Source organism: Streptomyces sp. NPDC006879 (assembly GCF_042869595.1).
Taxonomy (GTDB): Bacteria; Actinomycetota; Actinomycetes; order Streptomycetales; family Streptomycetaceae; genus Streptomyces.
Genome location: NZ_JBIAGC010000055.1, coordinates 1 through 21,228 on the forward strand (window position 1 = coordinate 1; position 21,228 = coordinate 21,228).

The window sequence follows — 21,228 nt, forward strand, 5'->3', positions numbered from 1 at the left end:
GGCTTCTTCTTCCCCATGCTCTCCATGATGGACATCATCCTTCCGGGGGCGAAGCCCCTGATCAGGAGTGTCCGTCAAAGCGGATCAAGCCCAGGGGAAAAGACACGGCGGTGTGAGACAACTCATTGGCCAAGCCATGAGAGAACCACCGAAGTCGCAGGTCACAGCGCCGAGCTATGCCGCCGGCGGCGAGATCCTACTGGCTGCCAGTTAGAGGGCGGCGAGGCGCACTCCGCTCGGATTGTCGATCTCTCGCAGGCGGGTGTGTGTCGCGTGGGATCGGCGAAGTCTCGGTGGGCCTCCGTCGTACGGCCGGGAAATGGAAGCCCTTTGACACCAGGCTGGCGAGGTGAGGTGCACGCCGACCGCGATCCACAGCGCGGTTGGCGCTCCGAGGCGGCGGCTGGCAGCCGGCCGCTTTGGGGAAGGGGTCTCCTGTTGGGGCGGGCCGAGACCGAGAGCCGGCATGGTCGGCCGTGGGGACGCGCTCGACCACTGATCTCTGCGGGGTCGTCTGCTGCGCGCCCTCGCTGACCAACTGGCAGAACGTAGGATGCAAAGGCCGTACAGCGGAAGGGACCGAAGGAAGGGGACGCGGTGCGGGACTGGGAGTTGTCCAGGACGTTTCGTAGTACGTCAGGAGACGTCCGTTGGGAGCGCCTCGGAGACCCCTCTGCCCCCGCGGTGGTCCTGCTGCACGGGACCCCGTTCTCCTCCTACGTCTGGCGCGGTGTCGCGCGTGCCCTTGCGGTCGATCACCAGCTGTTCGTCTGGGACATGCCTGGCTACGGCGTGTCGAGCAAGTTCGATGGCCAAGACGTCTCGCTGTCCGCGCAGAGCCGGATCTTCACCGAGCTCCTGGAGCACTGGGAACTGTCCGAGCCGCTCGTTGTCGCGCACGATTTCGGAGGGGCCGTCGCCCTGCGCGCCCACCTCCTGCACGGTGCACGCTACCGTCGGCTTGCCTTGGTCGACCCGGTTGCTCTGGCACCCTGGGGATCGCCCTTCTTCCGCCTGGTCGGCGAGAACGCCAAGGTCTTCGAGAAGCTGCCGCCGAGCCTTCACCGCGCTCTGGTACGCGAATACGTCAGTTCGGCCAGCAGCCCCGGACTACACCCGGCCGTCCTCGAACGGCTTGTGGAGCCCTGGATCGGAGAGCGGGGACAGCCGGCCTTCTATCGCCAGATCACCCAGGCCGACCAGCGCTTCACCGATGAGATCCAGGGACACTACGGATCCATCGACATCCCGGTCCTTGTCTGTTGGGGCCAGGATGACGAATGGATCCCCGTGCACAAGGCTCATGAGTTGGCCTCCGTGATCCCGGCAGCAGATCTCGTGCTGTTTCCTGGTGCGGGCCACCTCGTGCAGGAAGACACTCCCGCTGAACTCACCGCAGCCTTGATGACCTTTTTCTCCTGACGGACAACCGGCCGAGGAACTGGCAGAACTCCGCGGCAGGCACGGCACCGTACAGCTCTAGAAGCAGCGCGATCCAACTCATGGGGCGAAGTGGAACGGCCCGAAGGGTTCTGAGGCATCTGGGTCTGGCGGGCCAGGACTTACCGCCCCGGTGAGCACTCCTGCCCCGAGTGCCGAGATGCACGGAGGGCCCTGGCGTTCCACGGAAATGCTGCGAAATCAGCGGACGTGTGCAGAGACAATGACCGGGATGGGTTGAGAAGCCGCTGGACAGCGCGATGCGCTATGAACCGGAATGCGAGATCCTCTGTATGACCGTTGAGCAGGACGTATCTGGGCAGCACGTGTTTGTTGGTCTTCTGGGCGCCACACAAAGGGCGTTGGCGCATCGCCTGGCGGTGGCCCAGGCAGAGGGCCGGGCCCCCTCGGTGGTCGCTGCCGTGGTGCGAGACGGACACACCGTTTGGCAAGGGGCGCGGTCGTCGGTGGCCGGCCAAGGGCCGGACGGTGATGTGCAGTACCGGATCGGCTCGATCACCAAGACCTTTACAGCTGTGCTCATCCTGCGTCTGCGTGACGAGGGCTTGTTGAGCCTCGAAGACGCCCTGGAGAAGCACTTGCCCGGTACGGGCGCGGGTGAGGTGACCATCGCCCAACTGCTTTCGCACACCGCGGGTTTGGCGGCCGAGACTCCGGGCGAGTGGTGGGAACGCTCGCCCGGGGCCTTGCGTCCGGAGCTGGCGGACGTGCTGGGAGGCGAGCCGTTCCGACATGTTCCTGGACGGCGTTTCCACTACTCCAACCCCGGCTTCACACTGCTGGGTTCACTGGTGGAGGCGGTTCGAGGCTGTTCCTGGGAGCAAGCCCTGCGGGCGGAGGTGTTGGAGCCGCTGGGGCTGAGGAGGACCACGGTACAGCCGGTGAAGCCGCATGCGGCGGGCTGGGCCGTCCACCCCTGGGCGGACGTGATGTTGCCGGAGCCGCTTGAGGACCTAGGGCTGATGGCCCCGGCCGGGGTCCTTTGGTCCACGGCTCAGGATCTGGCGCGCTTCGCGGTCTTCCTCTCCCGTGGTGATGAGCGGGTGTTGTGCGCGGAGTCCGTCGCGGAAATGCGTGCTCATGTGGCTCCACCGGAGGGCGGCGTGGTGGAGTCGGGCTACGGTCTGGGGTTGCAGCTGTGGAGTGTCGGTGGTCGGGCCATGACCGGCCACAGTGGTTCCCTTCCAGGGTTCATGGCCGGACTGTGGGCCTGTGAGGCGGATGACGTGGCCGCCGTGGTGTTGGCGAACTGCACCTCTGGCTTGCCTGCTGCCACAGTGGCTGCCGATCTGGTGCGGATCGTGGCCGAGGCAGAGCCGCGGATCCCGGAGCCCTGGCGACCTGCTGCGGGTCTGGATGCCGCGCTGCTGGAGCTGACCGGCCCTTGGTACTGGGGGACCGCCGCCTACCTCCTGAAGGTGCTGCCGGCCGGTGGGCTGGAGTTGGGTCCGGTGGCGGCCGGAGGCAGGGCCTCGCAGTTCCGCGCCGAGGCGGACGGCTCCTGGACCGGACTCAACGGCTACTACGCGGGGGAGACGCTCCGTGCGGTGCGGCGCCCAGATGGTTCGCTGAGCCATCTCGACCTGGGCTCCTTCGTCTTCTCCCGACTGCCCTACGACCCGCAGGTGCCCATTCCGGGTGGGGTGGACCCCTTGGGCTGGCGCTGAGGGACGGCTGCTCACACCTGGCCCGTCGATCCGGCCAGGTGTGAGCAGCCCGTGAAGGTTCCCCAGGGCCTGGCCGGTGGGTGGTCAGAGTGCGAGCTTGAAACCGAGGTGCGAAGCAGTGAAGCCAAGCCGCTCGTAGAAGCGGTGGGCGTCCTCACGGGTGGCGTCCGAGGTTAGCTGGACCAGCTGGCAGCCCTCTCGACGCGACTCCGCAATGGCCCAGTTGATCAGCTGACCGCCCAGCCCCGAGCCCCGTTCGTCGGCGTGGACGCGTACCGCCTCGATGATCGAGCGGGTGGATCCCTTGCGGGAGAGGCCGGGCACGATGGTGAGTTGCAGGGTTCCGACGACCCGCCCGCCACGTTCGAGGACGATGAGCTTCTGGTTCGGGTCGCCTGATATCTGCCGGAAGGCCGCACGGTACGGGGCGAGGTCGTCCAGGCTCTCGCGGGTGGCTCCGAGTTGGTCCGCGGCGAGCAGAGCGATGATCTCCGGAAGGTCCGTCTCCGTAGCCGGACGAATGTTCAGTTCTTGATCGATCATGGCTGCCATCCTAGAAGCGGCTCAGCCTGCCGCGACCGTGAGGGGAGCGAACCGCCGAGTCCAGTCGCCGGGCAGTTCCCCTGCACCCTTGACCATGACGGCATTGGTGGCGACGGTGCGCAGTCCGTGGTCCTTGAGCCAGGCCAGCAGCTTGCCGTGGCGCTCGTCGACGTCCGTCCGCAGTGGCCGTTCCGTGCGGGCACCCAGGGCGGAGATGAGCGATTGTGCGGTGCCGGAGTCCTGCGAGACGAGTGGGCCGACCACATGGGTTTCCCCGTTGGGCCACGCTGCCAGATAGCCGGTGAGTCGCCCTCCGGCCTCGGCCACCAGAAGGTGGTCGGCGAATGCCGGGAGGCGGGCGAGCATGGAGGTGCGGTCTGCACCGAAGACCTCGTGGTCAAGGCGAAGGATCTCGGGAAGGTCCTCGGCCACGGCCTGCCGGATGGAAGCGTCGGCCGGGCCGGGGTCCGGGATGAAGTTCCCGAGGAGCATTTCGGAGCGTCCGGTGACCTGGAAGCCGAGCTGTTCGTAAAGCGGCTGCCCGTTCGGGGTCGCATGGAGGGTCACGGGTACGGGGTGTGTTTCCCGCAGTACATGGGCCATCAACCGCCTCCCGAGCCCTTGGCGCGCATAGCGCGCCGCGACCAGGACCATTCCGATCGCGTGCAGCGAGGGTTCTCTGCCCGGGGTGCCGTAGCTCGTGACCACGCAGCAGGCTGCAAGTCCTGCTCCGTCGGGGGCGTCGAGTCCGTAGCCGAGCCCGGCGGAGAGGAGGAGCCCCCACTTGTGCTCCTCGCGGGGCCACCCCCGATCTTCGGAGAGATCGGAGCAGTGGCTCAGGTCTTTGATGCTGAGGTGGCGGAAGTCGAGCGAAGTCAGGGGCTGTGTCGGCACGGAGGTAGGGTCCCTCACCCGGCAGGGGTTGGTCCAGCGTATTTTGGCTGGCACCAGGTTGCGATATGCCCTCTTGAGGGCTGTTTCACGTGAAACACGACTGGGTCCCTGGCGACAGGAACAGGCCAGAGGTGTGACCGAGACATATGTAACTGGCTGTTTCACGTGAAACAGCCGTACTAGCCTCACGCATATGACGGCACTCCACCTCTTCGATCTCGACGGCACGCTGATGTACGGCTCGGCCGCTCCGGTGGAGATCTCCAAGCAACTCGGTTTGAGTGCCGAGATCCAAGGGGTCGAGCGGGAGTTCTCGGAGCGGCTCATCGGTCCCCCGGAGTATGCCGAGCGGGTCCATGAGCTGTGGGCCGGCCTGACGCCGGCACAGGTACGGGCGGCTTTCGACGGGGCCCCTTGGTTGGCGGGTATCCGTGAGGTGTGGCGGCAGATCGAGGAGGCCGGAGAGTTTTGCGCTGTCATTTCACTCAGTCCCTCCTTCTTCGTGGAGCTGCTCCTGGAGTGGGGGGCGCACGCCGCATACGGGTCCCGCTTCCCTGCGGTTCCCTTCACCCAGCCGTTGGACGTGGCGGGGGTCCTCACTCCACAAGCCAAGGTCTCCATAGCGGACCAGCTCTGTGAACGGTTCGGTGTGACCCGGGCCCAGTGCGTGGCCTATGGGGACTCGATGACAGATGCGGCCCTATTCGCCGCCGTGCCCACATCGGTGGCGGTCAACGCAAAGGTGACGCTCGCACGAGTGGCGACCCACGTTTACGAGGGGCGCGATCTACGTGAGGCCTATGCGTTGGGCCGATCCGGAATGCCGTGCACGCATGGTGGCGTACCGGAAAACAAGGGATGGTAACGAGAAAAGGGGTTCGAAAGGCGGGAATTTCACTTTTCCCTCCCACGTCGCCCCTCCGCTGGCATGCTGCGACGACCGGTCCTCCGGCTCCGTGAGTCATGACCGCAGGCAGATCGACCGAGATGCTCGAAGCGAGGCACTGGATGGATCCGCTCGACCCGTCGCCCGATGCCGTGCTGATCCGCCGCACGCTCGCGGAGATCGCACCGATCGCCGACAAGGTCACGTCGTACTTCTACGCTCTGGTCTTCACCGGGCATCCTGAGCTCCGCAGCCTGTTCCCCGCTGCGATGGACGTGCAGCGGGACCGGCTCCTGCGGGCGCTGCTGATGGCCGCTGAGCACATTGACAGCCCCCAGGTGCTCGCCCCCTACCTGCGTGGGCTGGGACGTGGCCATCGAAAGTACGGCACCATGGCCGCGCACTACCCGGTGGTCGGCGAGGCACTCATCGGGGCGTTATCACGGTACGCGGAGCAGAGCTGGGACCCTGCCGCCCAAGGAGCCTGGGTCCGTGCGTACACGACGATCTCACAGATCATGATCGATGCGGCGGCGGAGGAGGAGTCCCGGACTCCCGCGTGGTGGCAGGCGGAGATCGTCAGCCATGAACTGCGCACCCCTGAGGTAGCCGTGGTGACGGTCCGAACGGACCAGCCCTATCCCTTTCTCGCCGGGCAGTACACGAGCTTGGAGACCCCGTGGTGGCCACGCGTGTGGCGGCACTATTCCTTCGCCTCCGCCCCGCGCGCAGATGGTCTGCTGTCCTTCCACGTCAAGGCCGTTCCGGCGGGGTGGGTGTCCACCGCACTGGTGCGGCACGCCCAGCCGGGGGACGTCCTCAGACTCGGGCCGCCCAGCGGGTCGATGGTGGTGGACCACAGCACCGACAACGGCCTGCTCTGTCTGGGCGGCGGTACGGGGATCGCGCCGATCAAGGCTCTGGTCGAGGACGTGGCCGAGCACGGCGAACGACGGCCCGTGGAGGTCTTCTACGGGGCGCGCAGCGATCACGACCTCTACGACATCGACACCCTGTTGGGCATGCAGCGTTCCTACTCCTGGCTTTCGGTGCGTCCGGTGATCTCAGACGGCCTGACTGGTCAACTGCCTCAGGCGGTGGGCACGAACGGTCCGTGGAGCGACTACGACGCCTACATATCCGGCCCGCTGGGTCTAATCCGCAGTGGTGTCGACGCCCTCAGGCGCATCGGCATCCCGGACGAGCGGATTCGACACGATGCGTTGGAGGAGTTGGTGGCGGCGGGTCGTTGAGGGCGGGCCGTCTGGGTGTCCAGGGGGCGCCGTCATCTGGCTGCCCTCAGCCGAGGTCGGGTGCGTGCATGGCGCGAACGCCCTCGATGTTGCCGTCGAGGTAGTGGCGCAGGGACAGCGGGACGAGGTGGACGGCGGCGATGCCTACCCTGCTGAAGGGCACCCGGACGATCTCGTACTCCCCTGCGGGTTCGTCCACCTCGGGACCGTGCCGCAGACCCGGGTCCATGGACTCCAGCCGGCAGACGAAGAAGTGCTGCACTTTGACGCCGGTGACTCCGCCACCGGCGATGTGCTCGACGGTATCGACGAAGCAGGGCACCACGTCGGTGATCTTCGCGCCGAGTTCCTCGTGCACTTCGCGGTGGAGTGCGTCCACCACCGTGCTGTCTTCGGGTTCCACTCCCCCGCCCGGGGTCACCCAGTAGGGATCGACCCCGGGCTTGGTGCGCTTGATCAGGATGAGGTCGCTGCCGTCGAGCAGGATGGCGCGTGCGGTGCGCTTGACCACGGGCCGTTCGGTCATGGGAGAAGAGTGGCCCGGTCAGGCACTTTCCAAACTCCAGGCATCGGCCGAGGTCGGATTCCACGCCGTCTTTCGGCAACCGGTCACCAGGCGCTCGCGGCGCGTAGTAGCCGCTCATGAGCCCAGGCCAGGCAGCGTCTGCCGAGGGTGCCGGTGCGCACCACCAGGAAATAGGTTCGCAGGGGTGGTACGGCAGGCTCCAGCAGGGCTATCAGTTGGCCTTGGGCGAGATCCGCTTCGCAGAGGTAACGGGGCAGTACGGCGACGCCCGCCCCGGCCCGTACACAGGCGCGGACTGCTCGTAGATCGGGTGCGACCACGGCGGCGGGGGCCGTGGCGCAGGTGTCGAAGACGGCGGCCCAGTAGCGGGCCACCAGCGGTAGGGAGGCGTGCACTTCGATCACTGGCACGCCGTCTAGGGCGGCGGGGCCGGTCGTGGCCAGCGAGGCGAGGTCGATCTCCTTGGCGCGAGCCGGGGAGGCGACCAGTACGTGCTCCTCGTCGCAGAGCGCGGTGGCGGTGAAGGGGCCGCTGCGGGGGCGCGCCGTGGTGATCGCCAAATCGTGGAGACCGCCGGCGAGGCCTTCCACGGCCTGGTTCGCCTTGCTCACGAAGGAGACGCGCAGCCGTGGGCCGCGCGCCTGGGGGTGGGGCGTGACATGCAGGAGGGTGTCCGGGCCGGTCAGCGTGGGCAGCACTCGCAGGGTCGTGAACTCGGGTGGTCCGACCAGGTGCAGGGTCCGGGTGCCTGATTCCTGGTGCACTCCGGCGTCGGCGATCTCCAGGAGTGCATCCAGGTGCGGGGCTGCTTTGAGGGCGAGTTCCTCGCCGATGCTGGTGGGGGTCACGCCACGTGCTTGGCGGAGGAACAGCGGGCGCCCCAACTGTTTCTCCAGGGTGCGGATCTGGGAGGTGACGGCGGGCTGGGAGAGTCCGAGCAGGGCGGCGGCTCGGGTGAAGGACCCGGCCCGGTGCACGGCGACGAAGGTGTGTAACAGGGCCAAATCCATTGCGGAGCCCCTCTCGGTCAGACAGCGCCTCCGGAGAGCCTTCAACTATAAGTATGCGAATAGGACCCTGTCGCCTTGGTGATTGGACTCTGACGCAGAGTCAACTAGCCTTGTCCGCGTGGTTCTTCGCGCGTAGCCCAGGAGTGTGGGCAGCGGCGGGAACCGGACGGGTCGGATCGCGAGGGGGGAGGTCCGGCCCGTCCACCCGCGGGCCTCCAGTTCCTCTCGCCGCTTTCGCTCAGTCTTCTGCCGAGTCCAGGGCGTTCAGTACGTCCGCCACCAGGTCGTCGGTGTCCTCGCAGCCCGCGGAGAAGCGGATGAAGCCCTCTGGGACGGCGTCCCCACCCCAGCGGCCCCGCCGCTCGGCGGTGGACCGTACGCCGCCGAAGCTCGTCGCGTCCTCCACCAGGCTCAGTGCGGACAGGAAGCGATCCGCGTGGGCTCGGTCGGGGAGCGTGAAGGAGACCACCCCACCGAAACCACGCATCTGACCGGCCGCCACTTCATGTGCGAGGTCCCGCGGAAGCCCCGGGTAGCGGACGCCGCCGACTTCCTCCCGGTCGGTCAGTGTCCTTGCGAGGGCGAGGGCGTTGTCCCACTGGCGCAGGGTGCGAAGTTGGAGCGTGGCCAGCGACCGGTGCGCAAGCCAGGCTTCCATCGGGCCGCAGATCGCGCCGACGATCTTGCGCCACTGTCGTACCTTGGCCGTGAGCTGCGGATCGCGGCAGGTGACGTAGCCCAACAGTAGGTCTCCGTGCCCGGTCAGGCCCTTGGTGCCGCTGGCCACCGAGAAGTCGGCGCCGAGCTCCAAGGGGCGCTGCCCCAGCGGTGTGGCGAGCGTGTTGTCGACGGCGACGAGGGTGCCCCCGGCGTGGGCCGTGGCCACCAGCCGGCGGATGTCACAGACGTCGAGGCCCGGGTTGGAAGGGCTTTCGATCCACAGCAGCCTGGACCCCGAGAGGATCGATGACTGAGCGTCCCCCCTGGTCGGTGCGGTGCGGACCTCGATGCCGTACTCCCTCAGTTGGGAGCTGAGCAGGGGCAGTGTCTGATAGCCGTCGTCCGGCAGGACCACGGTGTCACCCGCCCGCGTCTGGGAGAGCAGGACGGCGGAGATCGCGGCCATGCCGGAGGCGAAGACGACTGTTTCGACCCCTTTCTGGCCCGGTGCTTCAAGCTCGCTGATCGCTGCTTCCAGCAGGGTCCAGGTGGGGTTGGTGTCGCGGCCGTAGGTGTAGGGGCCGCCGACTTCGCCGGGCAGGTGGAAGTGGGCTGCGAACACGGGTCCGGGCAGGGTGGGCTCGTTCTTGACCGCTTCGGGAAGCCCTGCCCGTACCGCGCGGGTTCCCTCACCGACAGCGGCGGCCCGCCTGGTGGGGCCGCCGCTCGCCTGCGGATCGCTCATGGGGCTCGCTCCTTGAGTGCTTCGTGGACGGCCCCGAGCAGTCCGTCACTTGCTGATTCGATCACCGACAGGCAGTTCTCGAACCCGCCCAGTTGGCCGTAGTACGGATCGGGTACGTCGAGGTCCCCGGGGTCCGCCGCTGGGTCGTAGCCGCGTAGCAGCCGTACTTTCGCGGCGTCGTGCGCGGTCGGAGCCAGTCCGCGCAGCTCCCTCAGGTGCCCCTCGTCGAGGGCGATCACCACATCGAGGCGTTCGAACCAGGTGGCCTGAAACCGGCGCGCCCGGTGGTCGAGGTCATAGCCGGCCGCGTCCAGGACCGTGCGGGTGCGGGGGTCGGCCCCGTCACCCTCATGCCAACCGTCGGTACCGGCGCTGTCCACGACCACCAGGCCGTCGAGCCCGGCTTCCCGGACTCGGGCCCGGAAGACGGCCTCGGCCATCGGCGACCGGCAGATGTTGCCGGTGCACACGAAGCACACGCGGTAGGCCACGGGCAGGTACTCAGTCACCGTCGGGGAGCAGCATGTTCAGCGCCCAGGAGACGATGCTGATGATCAGGCCACCGGCCACCGCCGTCCAGAATCCCTCCACGTGGAAGCTCAGGTCCAACTTCTCGGCCAGCCACGAGGTCAGCAGCAGCATCAGTGCGTTGACCACCAGGGTGAACAGCCCGAGGGTGAGTACGAACAGAGGGAGGGACAGCAGCCGCACCACTGGTTTGACGATCAGGTTGACCAGGCCGAAGAGCAGGGCGACCAGGATCAGCGTGAGCACTTCGCGGCTCGTGCTGTCGCCGGTGAGCGTGATGTCCTTGAGTAGCCAGACCGCCACCCACAGGGCGCCGGCGTTGGCGAGCGTTCTTACGAGGAAATTCGTCATAGGCCGATCGTGGCAGAGATGATCGGTGGTGGACATCGGCAGATCTGCGGATCACACACCTAAGGGGCGCCCGGCGATGAAGTCCTTCCGGCTGGACGAACTAGAGGCGGAACGCGTCGCGAACAGCGGTGCCTACCTTCAGTTCCTGCGGGAGCGGAACATGTCGGTGGGGCTGTACGCCCTGAACGCCGGGCAGAGTGACCCCCAACAGCCGCACGGACAGGACGAGGTGTACTTCGTCGTCAGCGGCCGGGCCTCGATCACGGTCGGGGAGGAGACGACCCTGGTGGCGCGCGGCAGCGTGGTCTACGTGCCGGCCGGGGTGCCGCACAAGTTCCACCACATCTCGGAGGACCTGAAGGTGCTGGTGGTCTTCTCGCCCGCGGAAGGCTGATCCACCCCGGGTACGTAGGTGAGGAGGGCCACATCGGGCAGCGCTGTCCCTAAGGGTGGAATCAGGGGAGTCCAAGGGCCCGAGGCCGTCCGATCGGCTGGAGATCCTGCTTAGCATCGGGGTGTGTGAGAAGCCGGAAGCGGTCCGGTACAGCGGGAGAGGTGGAGACGATGGATGGCGTTCGGCAGATATTCGCAGGCATGCCCGGCTGGGTGAAGTGGGTGGCGGTGCCGCTCCTCGCCCTCCTCGTGTTCGGCGGCGTCATCACCACGGTGCTCGGTTGGATCATCAGCCTGCTGTTCAAGGTGTTGATCTTCGTGGCGCTGGTCGGTGGACTGATCTTCGTCGTAAGGAAGTTCAGCGGTGCCGGTTCTTCGAAGTCTTCCGGAAACGAGTGGTAGGCGGACCCGCCGCCTGGCGCGGCCTGAGTCGTTAGACCGGGTGGATCGTGCGGGAGGAGCCGCCGAGCGCCGTGGAACGGCGCACGGGGCGGAGTGCCGTGCCGGGCGGTCCTTGTCAGTGGGCCGTCGGCCCACCGCCACGCGCCCGGGGGTGAGCTTTGCCAACGGCCCACAACGCCGCTGTCCCGACCTTGATCACTTCGGTGCAGAGGGCGCTGAGGCTCCTCGAAGCCGTCGGGTCCCATCCCGGGGGAGCTCCGGCCAAGCAGTTGGCCCGCGAGGCCAAGGTGCCCCTTCCCACGGCCTACCACCTGTTACGCACCCTCAGTCACGAGGGCTACGTCCGCAGGGAACACGGGGTCTTCCTGCTCGGTCCGGCGGCTGAGCGGTTGGGGGCCGGAGGGATGCAGCAGAAACGTCGCAGCATGATCCTTGATTCGCTGGCGCACTTTCGCGATGTGATCGGTGCGCCCGTCTACTTCGCGGTCTACCGCGAAGGCGAGGTCGAACTGGTCGGGGTGTCCGACACCCCTAACAGCCCGGCGTGCGAGGAGTGGGCGGACTTCCGGCAGACCGCCCACGCACACGCGATCGGCCAGTGCCTGCTGGCGCAGGTGGACGAACAGGTCCGTCAGGACCACTTCGACCGGCACGCGATGACTGCCATCACTCCGTACACGCTGCGTGATCTGCGGTCCTTCGAGAACCGCATGGGCGCGCTGGAAGGCGCAGGACCAGTGGTCGAGCGCCAGGAGTACGCGCTGGGAACGGTGTGCGCCGCGATTCCCGTTGCGGCCGGTGAGACCGCGGCAACCCTGGCCATTTCCCTTCCCCTGCACCAGGAACAGCGGTTGCTCTCCGCAGTCAATCGACTACAAAGGGAAGTAGGCGCGCTGTTGAGTGCCCTCTCGATCTCTATCAGTATCTGAAAACTCACTCCTTGTGATCTACTAGCGCTTCCACCACGATTGCGTCAAGAGGGCCTTGAGGGACCATTCCCGGCCACTTACCACTACAGCGGGGTTGGCTATGCGCGAGTCGGTACAGGCAGAGGTCATGATGAGCTTCCTCGTCTCGGAGGAGCTCGCATTCCGCATTCCGGTGGAACTCCGTTACGACGCACAGGATCCGTACGCGGTGCGCCTGACCTTCCACCTCCCCGGCGATGCGCCCGTGACCTGGGCGTTCGGGCGGGAGCTACTCCTCGACGGCATTAACAAGCCGTGCGGGGACGGTGATGTGCACATCGCTCCCACGGACCCCGAAGAGCTGTCAGACGTCCACATCCGCCTACAGGTGGGTGGTGACCGTGCTCTGTTCCGGGTCGGCGCCGCCCCCCTGGTGGCCTTCCTGGACCGGACCGACCGGCTGGTGCCGATGGGCCAGGAGCGCGCCATGGGTGATTTCGAGGAGAACCTGGAACGAGCCCTCGACCGCATCCTCGCCGGGGAGAACGCGGGCTGAGCCAAGGGGAGCGATGGCTGGATCTCAGTGGGTTCGGTCGGCTCGACAGGGGTGGACCGCCGCTGTGGTGACTACGCTGCGTCATGACCGCCGAGGTTGCTCGGTGCTGTCGTCCGGTCGGTGGCGCCCAGTCCGACGGGGCGGGTGGGACCAGGACGCGGGCTGAGGGCGCGCGGGACCGGCCCGGTCTGCTGCGGGGCCGACGCAGGTGCTGGTCACGGCTTTCGGCGTCGTCCCCGACCCCTGCGCCCGGATCCGGCGTCCGTGCCGCCGGCCGATGTCCCCGGGCGGTCGGCGGACACCACCAGGGCGGCGAGCACCGTGGTCACCGGAACCGAGGCGACCAGACCGATCGAACCCACGAGGGTGCGGACGATCTCCTCGGCCACCAACTCGCTGTTGGCCACTGTCCCGACGCTGCTCTGCGCGATCGAGAAGAGCAGCAGCAGCGGCAGTGCGGCGCCCGCGTATGCCAGTACCAGGGTGTTCACCACCGAGGCGATGTGGTCACGTCCGATCCGGATGGCGGAGCGGTACAGCGCCCGCGGTCCCATCGCCGGGTCGGCTTGGTGTAGTTCCCACACCGCGGAGGTCTGGGTGACCGTCACGTCGTCGAGCACGCCCAGCGAACCGATGATGACTCCGGCGAGCAGGAGGCCGCTCATGTCGATGTCCGGGTACAGGCCGTGGATCAGACCGGTGTTGTCATCGGTGTTTCCGCTCAGGAAGGCCCAGTCGATGAACAACGATCCCAACACGCCGATCAGCAGCAGCGAGATCAAGGTTCCGAGGACCGCCACCGAGGTTCGCGCGCTGAACCCGTGGCACATGTAGAGGGCGATCAGCATGATGGCGCTGGCCCCCACCACCGCCACCACCAGAGGATTGGACCCCTGGAGGATGGCCGGCAAGATGAACATGGTCAGTACGGCGAAGCTGACGGCCAGGGCGATCAGCGCGGTCAGGCCGCGCATCCGCCCGACCACGATCACCGCTACGGCGAACAGCCCAGCCAGCAAGGCGACCGGGAGCTTGCGGTTCACGTCGGTGACGGAGTACTGCAGGTCCCGAGGGGCGTCCGGGGCATAGGCCACGACTACTTCCTGGCCCTGTTCCAGTTGGCGCGGTGCCCCGGGTTGAACGATCTCCACGAAGGTCCGGCCGCTCTCCGGACCCGTGGTGACCTCGATCGTGGCCCTACGGCACTGCCCGGTCTGGGCGTCCACCGCCTCGCGGCCCTCGGCCGTGGAGGTGTCCCCCGTGGGCGGCACCTGGGAGGCGTTCACCTCCTTGCAGTCGATCCGTGCCAGGGCGGTGACGCGTCCCTGTTGGGTCTGCCGGTCGAAGCCGACGCCGGTGCGGTCCTGTGCCGTGCTCCCACCCGGCCACAGGACGAACAGACCTGCCAGAACGGCCGCGGCGAACGGGACCAGGACGGCGGCGATGACCTTGCGCAGATGCCGGGAGACAGGGGCAGCCGGACCGTGGGCGTGGCTGTGTCCGTGCCCCCCGTGCCCGTGGTCAGGGGGGCCCTCGGGTTCGTCCGCGCGGCCCTGACCGGGGACCCCGGGCCCGCGCGGAGGCACCGCCGGAGGCTGGGATCCGGGGCGGGAGCGGTAACCGTGGTCGCGGTCGTGCTGCGGATCGTCGTCAGTCTGCGGCGAAAAGGTCACCGACTGATCATCGCAAGAGATGAGGGGGCCCACTGTTCAGCACGCCAGGCATGACGCTAGCGTGGGGGCACCTTTGCACACGCGGGAGCTCGGAGCACCGGGCTGAGAGGGCGCTGATCACCGTACGCACGTACGGGAAGAGGCTGCGTCGACCGCCGAACCTGTTACCGGGTAATGCCGGCGTAGGGAGATAGGTCTCATGACCATTCAGGACGCACGCACGCCTGCCACCAGCCAGGGCGGTCAGGAAGAGCGGAAGCCGGGTTGGCACAAGGGGTACGTCGAGGGTTCCCGCCCTGACCTCAAGGTGCCGGTCCGGCAGGTGCACCTCACCAACGGCAGGGACGTGACGCTGTACGACACGTCCGGGCCCTACACCGATCCGACCGTCGACACCGATGTGCGGCGCGGCCTTGCGCCGCTGCGCGAGAACTGGATCATCAGCCGCGGCGACACCGAGGAGTACGCGGGCCGTCCGGTGCGCCCCGAGGACGACGGCATCAAGCACACCTCGCCCCGCGGTGGACTCAAGAACCTCGATGCGGTCTTCCCGGGCCGTCCCCGACTGCCCCGACGGGGACGTGGCGGGGCGGCCGTCACTCAACTCGCCTACGCCCGCCGTGGCGAGATCACCCCGGAGATGGAGTTCGTCGCGATCCGGGAGAACGTCTCTGCCGAGGTCGTGCGCGAGGAGATCGCCGCCGGTCGCGCGGTGCTCCCCGCGAACGTCAACCACCCGGAGATCGAGCCGATGATCATCGGCAAGAAGTTCCTGGTGAAGGTCAACGCCAACATCGGTAATTCCGCCGTCACCTCCTCCATCGAGGAGGAGGTGGAGAAGATGACCTGGGCCACCCGCTGGGGTGCCGACACGGTCATGGACCTTTCCACCGGCCGTAACATCCACACCACCCGTGAGTGGGTGCTGCGCAACTCCCCCGTCCCGATCGGAACCGTGCCCCTCTACCAGGCGCTGGAGAAGGTGGACGGTCGGGCGGAGGAACTGTCCTGGGAGATCTACAAGGACACCGTCATCGAACAGGCCGAGCAGGGCGTGGACTACATGACGGTGCACGCCGGCGTGCTGCTGCCGTACGTGCCGCTGACCGCGCGCCGGAAGACCGGCATCGTCTCGCGCGGCGGATCGATCATGGCTGCCTGGTGCCTGGCGCACCACCAGGAGAACTTCCTCTACACGAACTTCGAGGAGCTCTGCGAGATCCTCGCGGCGTACGACGTCACCTACTCGCTCGGCGACGGTCTGCGACCCGGCTCGATCGCGGATGCCAACGACGCCGCGCAGTTCGCCGAACTCAAGACGCTGGGCGAGCTGAACACCATCGCCAAGCGCCACCAGGTGCAGACCATGATCGAGGGCCCGGGCCACGTCCCGATGCACAAGATCAAGGAGAACATCGACCTCCAGCAGGAGATCTGCGAGGAGGCCCCGTTCTACACCCTGGGCCCGCTGACCACCGACGTGGCTCCGGCCTATGACCACATCACCTCGGGCATCGGCGCGGCCATGATCGCTTGGTGGGGTACGGCGATGCTCTGCTACGTCACGCCCAAGGAGCACCTGGGCCTGCCCAACAGGGACGACGTCAAGACCGGCGTCATCACGTACAAGATCGCAGCGCACGCAGCCGACCTGGCCAAGGGGCACCCGGGTGCGCAGGAGTGGGACGACGCGCTCTCCGACGCGCGCTTCGAGTTCCGCTGGGAGGACCAGTTCAACCTGGCCCTCGACCCGGACACGGCCCGCGAGTACCACGACGAGACGCTGCCGGCCGAGCCGGCCAAGACCGCGCACTTCTGCTCCATGTGCGGTCCGAAGTTCTGCTCGATGAAGATCAGCCGCAGCATCAGCGAGCAGTTCGGTGGCGACGAGAACGCCGCCACCGAGGCGGAGATCGCCGAGGGGATGATGCAGAAGTCGGCGGAGTTCGCGGCTTCGGGCAACCGCGTGTACCTGCCGTTGGCGGACTGAGTCCCGCGCGTAGGCTTCCCGGCCCGCGTCCTTCGGGGGGAGGCGCGGGCCGGGCCTGCCCGCAGGGGGCATCGCGGCTTCGCCGGTGCTCCCTCGTTCGGGGCTGAGCCGAGTGGCGGCTCAGCCCTGCCGGCCGGAGAGCCGACGAACCTGCTGGTCGTATTCGCTCAGCAGCTGGGCCAGTTGGTCCAGCGACTCCTTCGGCACCTCGGCGGGCGCGGACTCCACCACGAAGCGTGCCGCTGCCGTCAGCGCGGCGAGTTCGTAGGCGTGGAAGGTGCCGCGCAGCACCATCGGCCGGACCCGTTCCAGTTCCATCAGGCGGCCTGGGACCGCACGTACTCCGTGACCTGCGCCAGCTCCTTGGCGAACTGGTCGTAGTCCTCCTGCATGCCGTTGATGTAGGCGCTCCAGCCGAGGCTGGACTTCGCGTAGTGGACGGCCTCTTGGATCTCCTCGTCAGTCGCCCCGAAGAGCTTGGCGGCCTCGCTGTGGAACAGGCTGCAGAACCGGCACTTGGTCTCGGCGTGCAGGCCCACCCCGATGAGTTCCTTGTACTTGTTGGGAATGAGCGTCTGGCCGAGTTCGATTCTCTTGAAGAGCTCCCATTCCGGACCGAGCAGCTCGGTGGGGATCGCGGAGAAGAAGTGCGGCACCAGTCCCAGGGTCTGCTTGATGTCGGCCTCGATCTCGCCGCGGTTGTTCGTGGCAGCCATGACAGGGCCCCTCTCGCGGGCCGGACGCCGACGACCCGGGTCCGGCCGCGCTGGGGGCGGACGTGTCCATCAACCCGGGCCGTGCTGCACGGAGCGCACACGCGAACAGACGTTGACCGGGCCTGGGCGCGCGATCACGTACGGCATCGGGCCTTATGTTCAGCTTAGAGCCGATCGGTGGGGAATGTTCGGCCGCTCCGTGGGCTTCGGTGGTGCAGCCGCGGCGGAGCAGGAGGACAAATGGCGTCCCGGCGCCGACCCGCCTCGGTGGACCGCCGAGTGGACTCCCTCGCTGCGGGGCGATCAGCGAACGGGCGGTGCGCCCGGTTCGTCGTGGTCCGGGCCGCCGAACTCCGGTCCGCTGTAGTCCGGGCTGCTGAAGCGCGGACGGGGCGCCGGGTCGTCCGCGCGGGGGGCTGGGCTGCTGAACTGGGGGCTGCTGAAGCCCAGCCGGGGCATCAGTCCCGGGGAACGGTGTGGCGGGGCTGCGGAGTCGCCGCGTTCGTCGGCCTTCGCGAGAGCCTCGTGGAGGAAGGGCAGGATGCCTCGTTCCAGCAGGGCGAGCCGCCAGGCCTCCCGGGCTCGGTGAACCTCGTCGGGGACGGCTTCGTCGGTGTCCGCCGCCACCGCGGTGGCACCATTGCGCAACGCCGTCAGGAGCAGTCCGATGGCCGCGCAGAGGATGCCGATCGCGGTGAGGCCGGCGAAGAGCCAGCCGGCGGTGACCAGGGTGCCCGCGAAGGCCGGTTCCGGCTCGATGAGCTTGAGGGCGTACCCGCTCAGCAGGAAGATCACCGAGGCGGTGCCCGCCAGGAGTGGGGCGAGTACGGTCACGATCGCGCCGGCACCGGCGCCATCTGCGCCCTTCGCACCGGTGTCCCCGGAAAGTGCGCCGGCGTTCCCGGGCTCTCTCAGTTCTTCCCGCACTTTCACATAGTGCTCGTATTCCGCGGCGGCGGCTGAGATGAGTATCGGCTCGGCATTGAGCGCCATCCTGCGCAACTGCTCGGTATTGAGCTGCTCACCCAGAGTGGATGCCTCCCGGCGTCCTGGCGCGGTGCGCAATGCCTCGTCGAGGAGCCGTTCGAATTCCGGCCGGTCCTCGGCCAGCAGGTGCGGAGCGCTGGTCATGTGCATCCCCCGATGCTCCGTAGGGCCGTACGCCGGTGCAGGAAATCCGGGCAGTCGGCGGAAACGGAGGAGAGCCTGCTATGGACAAGCCGATAGTAGGGCGACCATGCCGTGTGGAGACAGAGTCTTTCCGTAAATGAGGGGTTCGGCTGGGCTATCGGCAGATGCCGGATGAATGCTCACTGCCCCAACGGCAGTTGCACGACGAGCAGTTTGCCGGCCATGGTGACGCCGCCGTCCATCGCCACCGCAAGCCCGTCCGCGTAGACGTGTGGTCCCTCGACGGTCGGCCGGGGACTGTCCTCGCCGTCCTCGGAACCGACCACGCCGAGTAGGTACGGAATGGGGCTGTGGCCATGGACCACCCGCCGGCCGCCGTACGCATCGAGCAGTTCCCGCACGGCCGGCGGGCCGGACTCCTCATCGCGGAAGGCGAACCGGCGAGTGAACTTCCGGAACAACTCCCAACACTCCCCGGCGTCACCGCGGGTGAGTACCTCGTGCACGGTGTCGTTGACGTCCTCGATGGACGAGCCGTAGTCGAGGTAGGCCGTGGTGTCGGAGTGCAGGAGTAGGTGGTCGTCTTCCAGCGCAGCGGCGTCCAGCCGTGACATCCACTGGAGGTGGACGTCCTCAAGGCGCTCCATGTCGGTGTGTTGTCCGCCGTTGAGCAACCAGGCGGCCTGGAAGGTCGCGGTGCCGGCGCCGGAGCCCACCGGAGTGTCCCCGAAGCGCTTCGCGCCGATGAGCAGTAGCTCGTGGTTGCCCATCAGGGCCTTGCAGTAGCCGCCCGCGGCTGCGGCCTCCGCGGACAGCCGCATCACCAGATCGATGACGCCGATGCCGTCCGGTCCGCGGTCGGTGAAGTCGCCGAGGAACCACAGCCGGGCGTTGCCCGCCGACCACTGGCCGTCGGCGTCGACCAGGCCCTGGGCGCGCAGCTCGGCGAGGAGTTCGTCGAGGTAGCCGTGCACGTCGCCGACGACGTAGAGCGGCCCCGGTCCGTCGGGGGCCGGCTCTCCGGATGATCTGTGGATCTGCAGGGTGCTGCCCGGCCCGGTGATCACGGGCAGGTCCCGCTGGGTCGGGGTGTACTCGTCCGTGGCCACAGGCTCTGTCGGTTCGCTGGTGGTCGAGCAGGTACCCAGGTAGGGGCCTGGATGCGGGGCCGCAGCTGTGGGGGCGCCGTACGGGCCGGGGTAGGTGGCGGGGCCGAACTGCCCGAACCCGTGGGGTCCGGGCTGCCGGGGGAGCTTCGGCTCGCGGTGTGACATGGCGGTGGCCCGGGCGTCGCCCGGCGCCTCCGTCTGCACGGGTCCCTGACCGGCCCCCTGAGTCATCGACCCCTCCACCACCGTCGCGCTGCCGCACACCCTCGGAGTTCCCCTGGTCGTCGGGTCCGTGGTGTCGTCCGCCCATCATAGGAATGCGGCTCGTGCTCTGTGATGCACCAGGGGTGATGAATCCGGCTGGACCCGATGGAGCCTTGGCGCTTCCTCCCGAATTGCGCGGACTGTCGCCGATGGTAGAGCCGGGACCGGGCTGCGCCCGGAGCCTTCAGTCCCGGTCCGGCGAGCGGGGGGCGCTGACCGTCGTGCGTGGCGGGCGGCGCTGTGAGGAGGCCCGCACGATCAGTTCGGTCGGTATGACCTGCTCGACCGGGCGTTCGTTTTCCGCTCCCTCGATGGCGTCGATGAGTAGCTGGACCACGGCGGTCCCGATGCGTCGGGGCTTGAGTGACAGCGTGGTGATCGGCGGTTCGGTTTTCGCGTAGACCGTGGACTCGCTGCAACAGACGAGCAGCAGGTCTTCGGGGACGCGTAGCCCGTAGCGGCGAGCTGCTGCCAACAGGTCGGTCCCGTTGGGGTCGAAGAGCCCGTACACGGCGTCCGGCCGGTCGGGCCGGGCCAGTAGCCGGTCGGCGGCGACCGCTCCCGCGCACGGGTCGTGGGCGGGATACGACTCCAGGACGGGGTCCTGGCCCACCCGGGAGCACCAGTCGAGGTAGGCCGTGGTCGACAGCCGGGTGTACGTGTCGGTGGTGGTGCCGGTGAGCAGGCCGATCCGGCGTGCACCGGCCGCTGCGAGGTGGTCGAGCAGGTCGAGTACGGCTGCCTCGTGGTCGTTGTCCACCCAGGCGGTGACCGGTAGGGAGCCGGCCGGCCGGCCGTCGGATACCACCGGTAAGCCCTGTCGGACCAGTTCGGCGACGACGGGGTCGTGGTCGGAGGGGTCGATGACCACTGTGCCGTCGAGGGCGACGTTGGACCAGACGTCGTGGCGGGAGGTGGCGGGGAGGATCACGAGGGCGTAGCCGCGGGCGAGGGCGGCCGAGGTGGCGGCCCGGGCCATTTCTGCGAAGTACGCGAACTCCGTGAAGGTGAAAGGTTCATCCCCGTAGGTCGTCACGGTCAGGCCGATGAGGCCCGATTTGCCGGTACGGAGGGTTCGGGCCGCTGCCGAGGGGCGGTAGCCCAGCCGGTCGGCGACCTCGCGGACATGGCGGCGGGTGGCGTCGGGGAGCCGTCCCTTGCCATTGAGCGCGTCTGAGACGGTCGTGATGGAGACGCCGGCCGCCGCGGCCACGTCCCTGATGCCCGCCCGTCCTGGCCGGCTGGGCCGCCGGGGGGTCTCGGTCCGGCTCACCTGGTGCTTCCCTGCTGCTGTCATGGCGACCCGATAGTAGGGCTCGGAGGGGTGGTTGGTCCGGGTGCATATGCACTCATTGACAGGCACGATTCTGCATGGCTTGCCAGGCGGAATGACCTTGATAGCAAAGGTAGTTGAGGCCGAATGGCCAAGAGTGCCACTTGTCGACCCGGACGGGCCTGCTGCGGGAGTGAGGTCTCAAAGAGGTCTCAACTCACCTGCACGAGGGATGCGCGCCACGGCGCAGGCCACCGGCGCGCGCATATATGCACGCGCTCCCCCACGC

At 67.8% G+C, this 21,228-nt stretch carries 22 protein-coding genes and 1 riboswitch; of the genes, 9 read left to right on the forward strand and 13 right to left on the reverse strand.

Translation table 11 applies throughout. From position 1 onward, the window contains the following. Positions 1-597: 597 nt before the first annotated feature. Together ACFYMC_RS26815 and ACFYMC_RS26820 are read left to right on the forward strand one after the other, a co-directional pair. A complete protein-coding gene (locus ACFYMC_RS26815; RefSeq protein WP_388529749.1) occupies positions 598-1,422 on the forward strand; it encodes an alpha/beta fold hydrolase in 825 nt (274 codons plus the stop codon). A 311-nt stretch (positions 1,423-1,733) separates the two neighbouring features. Further along, on the forward strand, positions 1,734-3,128 hold the full coding sequence (locus ACFYMC_RS26820; protein ID WP_388529752.1) for a serine hydrolase domain-containing protein: 1,395 nt from the start codon (positions 1,734-1,736) through the stop codon (positions 3,126-3,128). An 84-nt stretch (positions 3,129-3,212) separates the two neighbouring features. Here ACFYMC_RS26820 and ACFYMC_RS26825 read toward each other — a convergent pair whose 3' ends face one another. Both ACFYMC_RS26825 and ACFYMC_RS26830 read right to left on the reverse strand, forming a co-directional pair. Further along, on the reverse strand, positions 3,213-3,671 hold the full coding sequence (locus tag ACFYMC_RS26825; protein WP_388529754.1) for a GNAT family N-acetyltransferase: 459 nt from the start codon (positions 3,669-3,671) through the stop codon (positions 3,213-3,215). Between the two features lie 21 nt (positions 3,672-3,692). Then, positions 3,693-4,565 carry a GNAT family N-acetyltransferase gene (locus ACFYMC_RS26830; protein ID WP_388529757.1) on the reverse strand — a complete coding sequence of 291 codons (873 nt, stop codon included), beginning with the start codon at positions 4,563-4,565 and terminating at the stop codon, positions 3,693-3,695. Positions 4,566-4,758: 193 nt separating this feature from the next. On the opposite strand from ACFYMC_RS26830, the gene ACFYMC_RS26835 reads away from it, so the two are divergent. Together ACFYMC_RS26835 and ACFYMC_RS26840 are read left to right on the forward strand one after the other, a co-directional pair. Next, positions 4,759-5,430: an HAD family hydrolase gene (locus ACFYMC_RS26835; protein ID WP_388529760.1), complete on the forward strand. Its 672-nt coding sequence runs from the start codon at positions 4,759-4,761 to the stop codon at positions 5,428-5,430. A gap of 122 nt (positions 5,431-5,552) precedes the next feature. Further along, the gene (locus tag ACFYMC_RS26840) at positions 5,553-6,704 is read left to right on the forward strand and encodes a globin domain-containing protein (RefSeq protein WP_388529824.1); all 1,152 of its coding nucleotides are present in this window, start codon (positions 5,553-5,555) and stop codon (positions 6,702-6,704) included. 46 nt (positions 6,705-6,750) lie between these two features. On the opposite strand, the gene ACFYMC_RS26845 is transcribed toward ACFYMC_RS26840, so the two are convergent. The 5 genes from ACFYMC_RS26845 to ACFYMC_RS26865 form a co-directional block, all read right to left on the reverse strand. After that, positions 6,751-7,230, reverse strand: coding sequence for an NUDIX domain-containing protein (locus ACFYMC_RS26845; RefSeq protein WP_388529763.1), 480 nt, complete (start codon positions 7,228-7,230; stop codon positions 6,751-6,753). 83 nt (positions 7,231-7,313) lie between these two features. After that, the gene (locus ACFYMC_RS26850) at positions 7,314-8,240 is read right to left on the reverse strand and encodes a LysR family transcriptional regulator (protein ID WP_388529765.1); all 927 of its coding nucleotides are present in this window, start codon (positions 8,238-8,240) and stop codon (positions 7,314-7,316) included. A 238-nt stretch (positions 8,241-8,478) separates the two neighbouring features. Further along, entirely contained in the window at positions 8,479-9,645 is a 1,167-nt protein-coding gene (locus tag ACFYMC_RS26855; RefSeq protein WP_388529768.1) for a cystathionine gamma-lyase, read from the reverse strand. Further along, positions 9,642-10,136 carry a low molecular weight protein-tyrosine-phosphatase gene (locus ACFYMC_RS26860; RefSeq protein ID WP_388529827.1) on the reverse strand — a complete coding sequence of 165 codons (495 nt, stop codon included), beginning with the start codon at positions 10,134-10,136 and terminating at the stop codon, positions 9,642-9,644. Before ACFYMC_RS26860 ends, ACFYMC_RS26855 begins: the two co-directional genes overlap by 4 nt. A gap of 10 nt (positions 10,137-10,146) precedes the next feature. After that, on the reverse strand, positions 10,147-10,524 hold the full coding sequence (locus ACFYMC_RS26865; protein WP_388529771.1) for a phage holin family protein: 378 nt from the start codon (positions 10,522-10,524) through the stop codon (positions 10,147-10,149). Positions 10,525-10,600: 76 nt separating this feature from the next. On the opposite strand from ACFYMC_RS26865, the gene ACFYMC_RS26870 reads away from it, so the two are divergent. The 4 genes from ACFYMC_RS26870 to ACFYMC_RS26885 all read left to right on the forward strand — a co-directional run bounded on the left by ACFYMC_RS26870 (position 10,601) and on the right by ACFYMC_RS26885 (position 12,783). Then, positions 10,601-10,918, forward strand: a complete 318-nt coding sequence (locus ACFYMC_RS26870; RefSeq protein ID WP_388529774.1) for a cupin domain-containing protein — start codon at positions 10,601-10,603, stop codon at positions 10,916-10,918. A gap of 170 nt (positions 10,919-11,088) precedes the next feature. After that, positions 11,089-11,319 carry a DUF5326 family protein gene (locus tag ACFYMC_RS26875; RefSeq protein WP_388529777.1) on the forward strand — a complete coding sequence of 77 codons (231 nt, stop codon included), beginning with the start codon at positions 11,089-11,091 and terminating at the stop codon, positions 11,317-11,319. 158 nt (positions 11,320-11,477) lie between these two features. Next, complete coding sequence (locus ACFYMC_RS26880) at positions 11,478-12,248, forward strand: IclR family transcriptional regulator (RefSeq protein WP_388529779.1); 771 nt, start codon at positions 11,478-11,480, stop codon at positions 12,246-12,248. Positions 12,249-12,348: 100 nt separating this feature from the next. Continuing rightward, positions 12,349-12,783 carry an SsgA family sporulation/cell division regulator gene (locus ACFYMC_RS26885; RefSeq protein WP_388529782.1) on the forward strand — a complete coding sequence of 145 codons (435 nt, stop codon included), beginning with the start codon at positions 12,349-12,351 and terminating at the stop codon, positions 12,781-12,783. A 215-nt stretch (positions 12,784-12,998) separates the two neighbouring features. Here ACFYMC_RS26885 and ACFYMC_RS26890 read toward each other — a convergent pair whose 3' ends face one another. After that, positions 12,999-14,456 (reverse strand): YibE/F family protein, encoded by a 1,458-nt coding sequence (locus tag ACFYMC_RS26890; RefSeq protein WP_388529784.1) that lies wholly within the window; start codon positions 14,454-14,456, stop codon positions 12,999-13,001. Positions 14,457-14,527: 71 nt separating this feature from the next. Then, positions 14,528-14,662: riboswitch (TPP riboswitch) on the forward strand. On the opposite strand from ACFYMC_RS26890, the gene thiC reads away from it, so the two are divergent. Further along, a complete protein-coding gene (gene thiC, locus ACFYMC_RS26895; protein ID WP_388529787.1) occupies positions 14,656-16,446 on the forward strand; it encodes a phosphomethylpyrimidine synthase ThiC in 1,791 nt (596 codons plus the stop codon). It overlaps the preceding riboswitch by 7 nt. 120 nt (positions 16,447-16,566) lie before the next feature. Here the strand turns inward: thiC and ACFYMC_RS26900 are convergent, their stop codons facing one another. The 5 genes from ACFYMC_RS26900 to ACFYMC_RS26920 form a co-directional block, all read right to left on the reverse strand. Continuing rightward, entirely contained in the window at positions 16,567-16,764 is a 198-nt protein-coding gene (locus ACFYMC_RS26900; RefSeq protein ID WP_388529789.1) for a hypothetical protein, read from the reverse strand. Further along, positions 16,764-17,162 (reverse strand): carboxymuconolactone decarboxylase family protein, encoded by a 399-nt coding sequence (locus ACFYMC_RS26905; protein ID WP_388529792.1) that lies wholly within the window; start codon positions 17,160-17,162, stop codon positions 16,764-16,766. Before ACFYMC_RS26905 ends, ACFYMC_RS26900 begins: the two co-directional genes overlap by 1 nt. A 303-nt stretch (positions 17,163-17,465) precedes the next feature. After that, a complete protein-coding gene (locus tag ACFYMC_RS26910) occupies positions 17,466-18,299 on the reverse strand; it encodes a hypothetical protein (protein WP_388529795.1) in 834 nt (277 codons plus the stop codon). A gap of 173 nt (positions 18,300-18,472) precedes the next feature. After that, positions 18,473-19,633, reverse strand: coding sequence for a metallophosphoesterase (locus ACFYMC_RS26915; RefSeq protein WP_388529798.1), 1,161 nt, complete (start codon positions 19,631-19,633; stop codon positions 18,473-18,475). A 217-nt stretch (positions 19,634-19,850) separates the two neighbouring features. Continuing rightward, positions 19,851-20,963, reverse strand: a complete 1,113-nt coding sequence (locus ACFYMC_RS26920) for a LacI family DNA-binding transcriptional regulator (RefSeq protein WP_388529800.1) — start codon at positions 20,961-20,963, stop codon at positions 19,851-19,853. Positions 20,964-21,228 lie beyond the last annotated feature (265 nt).

Excerpts from the sequence above, each read along its gene's own strand:
- thiC (WP_388529787.1), top strand. The coding sequence starts at position 14,656 with ATGACCATTCAGGACGCACGCACGCCTGCCACCAGCCAGGGCGGTCAG.
- ACFYMC_RS26840 (WP_388529824.1), top strand. The coding sequence starts at position 5,553 with ATGCTCGAAGCGAGGCACTGGATGGATCCGCTCGACCCGTCGCCCGAT.
- ACFYMC_RS26905 (WP_388529792.1), bottom strand. The coding sequence starts at position 17,162 with ATGGCTGCCACGAACAACCGCGGCGAGATCGAGGCCGACATCAAGCAG.
- ACFYMC_RS26850 (WP_388529765.1), bottom strand. The coding sequence starts at position 8,240 with ATGGATTTGGCCCTGTTACACACCTTCGTCGCCGTGCACCGGGCCGGG.
- ACFYMC_RS26915 (WP_388529798.1), bottom strand. The coding sequence starts at position 19,633 with ATGACTCAGGGGGCCGGTCAGGGACCCGTGCAGACGGAGGCGCCGGGC.
- ACFYMC_RS26920 (WP_388529800.1), bottom strand. The coding sequence starts at position 20,963 with ATGACAGCAGCAGGGAAGCACCAGGTGAGCCGGACCGAGACCCCCCGG.
- ACFYMC_RS26885 (WP_388529782.1), top strand. The coding sequence starts at position 12,349 with ATGCGCGAGTCGGTACAGGCAGAGGTCATGATGAGCTTCCTCGTCTCG.
- ACFYMC_RS26820 (WP_388529752.1), top strand. The coding sequence starts at position 1,734 with ATGACCGTTGAGCAGGACGTATCTGGGCAGCACGTGTTTGTTGGTCTT.
- ACFYMC_RS26845 (WP_388529763.1), bottom strand. The coding sequence starts at position 7,230 with ATGACCGAACGGCCCGTGGTCAAGCGCACCGCACGCGCCATCCTGCTC.
- ACFYMC_RS26900 (WP_388529789.1), bottom strand. The coding sequence starts at position 16,764 with ATGGAACTGGAACGGGTCCGGCCGATGGTGCTGCGCGGCACCTTCCAC.
- ACFYMC_RS26875 (WP_388529777.1), top strand. The coding sequence starts at position 11,089 with ATGGATGGCGTTCGGCAGATATTCGCAGGCATGCCCGGCTGGGTGAAG.
- ACFYMC_RS26910 (WP_388529795.1), bottom strand. The coding sequence starts at position 18,299 with ATGCACATGACCAGCGCTCCGCACCTGCTGGCCGAGGACCGGCCGGAA.
- ACFYMC_RS26870 (WP_388529774.1), top strand. The coding sequence starts at position 10,601 with ATGAAGTCCTTCCGGCTGGACGAACTAGAGGCGGAACGCGTCGCGAAC.
- ACFYMC_RS26855 (WP_388529768.1), bottom strand. The coding sequence starts at position 9,645 with ATGAGCGATCCGCAGGCGAGCGGCGGCCCCACCAGGCGGGCCGCCGCT.
- ACFYMC_RS26825 (WP_388529754.1), bottom strand. The coding sequence starts at position 3,671 with ATGATCGATCAAGAACTGAACATTCGTCCGGCTACGGAGACGGACCTT.
- ACFYMC_RS26835 (WP_388529760.1), top strand. The coding sequence starts at position 4,759 with ATGACGGCACTCCACCTCTTCGATCTCGACGGCACGCTGATGTACGGC.
- ACFYMC_RS26865 (WP_388529771.1), bottom strand. The coding sequence starts at position 10,524 with ATGACGAATTTCCTCGTAAGAACGCTCGCCAACGCCGGCGCCCTGTGG.